Below are 1,965 nucleotides of genomic sequence, written 5' to 3' on the forward strand. Positions count from 1 at the left end.
GCATCGGGTTGGGGGTGCGACGTTCGCATTTGCGACCGCGAAGGCCCGGAAATGGCGCAAATGGCTCGTTCCCATCGACGAGCCGAATGGCAACATTCCACATCCAAAGCAGAAGTTCGTTCGACAGTGGTCGAATTCACACCCATGACCCTGGGCGGACGTTCAGCCAACTGAACGGAATGTCGAGAACGGGATCGAAAGCTGACGGCATCTGACAACGTCACTTGACAGACGCACATCCGTGGCCAGCTTCCGAATCAACCTCGCCGACCGGTGTCTTCCCTGCGCTTCAGAAATGAGATTGCCAAGATGACCTTTGGTTGGAAAGAAGCTAGGTTGCTCGACAGTTGCACAAGCTCGGGGCCAGTGCCAGATGGAGCGCCGTCTTTCCGCGATCCTCTCCGCCGATGTGGTGGGTTTCAGCCGTCTGATGGGCTTGGATGAGGTGGGTACGCTGACTTCGCTGAAGGCGCACCGCCGGGAACTCATCGACTGTAAGATCGCAGAGCACCATGGCCGCATTGTCAAAGTTACCGGCGACGGCATGCTGGTGGAGTTTCCGAGCGTCGTGAATGCGGTTGCCTGCTCGGCGGAGATCCAGCTGGCCATGCCTGGGCGCAACGGGGACGTGCCGCAAGACCGCCGCATCGAGTTTCGCGTGGGGATCAATCTGGGCGACGTGATCGTCGACGGCGAGGACATATTCGGGGACGGTGTGAATGTGGCGGCGCGCCTGGAGGGAATCGCCCCGCCCGGTGGCATCGCGATTTCCGCTTCGGTCCGCGATCACGTCGGCGACAGGCTTGGCCTCGCATTCGAAGATATGGGCGAACGGGAGTTGAAGAACATCGACCATCCGGTCCGTGTTTTCCGGGTGCTGTTAGATGGCGCCCGGATGGCGTCCGAAGGGCCATCGCTCGAAGCTTCGTCGCTGCCGAGCAAGCCCTCGATAGCCGTGTTGCCATTCACCAACATGAGCGGGGACCCGGACCAGGACTATTTCGCTGACGGGCTGGTCGAGGACTTAATCACCAGTCTGTCGAAGGTCGCCGGCCTTTTCGTCATCGCCAAGAACTCCACCTTCACCTACAAGGGCAAGACTGTGGACATGCGCCGGATCGCCAAGGAACTGGGCGTCCGTTACGTGCTCGAAGGAAGTGTCCGCAAGGCCGCAAACCGGCTGCGCATTAACGGGCAGCTAGTCGAGGTACCTTCGGCGACCCACGTCTGGGCCGACAAATTCGAGGGCGCCGTCGAAGACATGTTCGATCTGCAGGACCGGCTGACGGAGAGCATCGTCGGGGCGATCGAGCCCTCGCTGCGGCGCGCCGAAATAGAGCGGGCGCGCCGCAAGCGGCCCGACAGCCTCAACGCCTATGACCTCTACCTCCGCGCCCTGCCGCATGCCCATGCGAACACCCCAGCGGACACCGAAAAAGCACTGCGTCTCTTGGATGAGGCGCTGAGGCTCGACCCGAACAACGCGGCAGCGCACGGGTACGCTGCCTGGGGCCATGAGCAGCGCTTTTTTCGCGGCGGCTTTCATCCCGAGGATAGGGCCGCCGCCTTGGAACATGCCCACATGGCGCTGAGCATTGGCGCGAACGATGCGCAGGCGCTGAGCATCGGGGCTTTCGTCCACGCCAACATCACTCGTGACTACGAAGGAGCAATCGGCGTTCTTGACAGGGCGCTAAAGTTGAACAGCAATTCGGCCTTGGCATTCGGTTTCAGTGCCTTGGCAAACGCCCACAGTGAACGCCATGAAAAAGCGATCGAGCACGCCATGAAGGCGTTGCGGCTCAGTCCGTTCGATCCTTTGAACTATCATCCCTACTGTGCGCTAGCCCTCGCCTATTTGTTCACCGACCGCTTCGCAGACGCCGCCGCCTACTCGACGCTGGCAATCCAGACGAACCCTAACTTTAGCGTGTCCCATGCATAGTTGTGTGCGTCAAGTTCTGC

1 protein-coding gene is annotated in these 1,965 nt (G+C 60.8%); it reads left to right on the forward strand.

Translation table 11 applies throughout. From position 1 onward, the window contains the following. Positions 1–373 precede the first annotated feature (373 nt). A complete protein-coding gene (locus tag BQ8482_RS31230; protein WP_123151103.1) occupies positions 374–1,945 on the forward strand; it encodes an adenylate/guanylate cyclase domain-containing protein in 1,572 nt (523 codons plus the stop codon). The last annotated feature ends 20 nt before the right edge of the window (positions 1,946–1,965 follow it).

It is taken from the genome of Mesorhizobium delmotii (assembly GCF_900149755.1).
GTDB lineage: Bacteria > Pseudomonadota > Alphaproteobacteria > Rhizobiales > Rhizobiaceae > Mesorhizobium > Mesorhizobium delmotii.

What these genes read in the sequence shown, in the direction of transcription:
- BQ8482_RS31230 (WP_123151103.1), top strand. Translation starts at nt 374, where the DNA reads ATGGAGCGCCGTCTTTCCGCGATCCTCTCCGCCGATGTGGTGGGTTTC.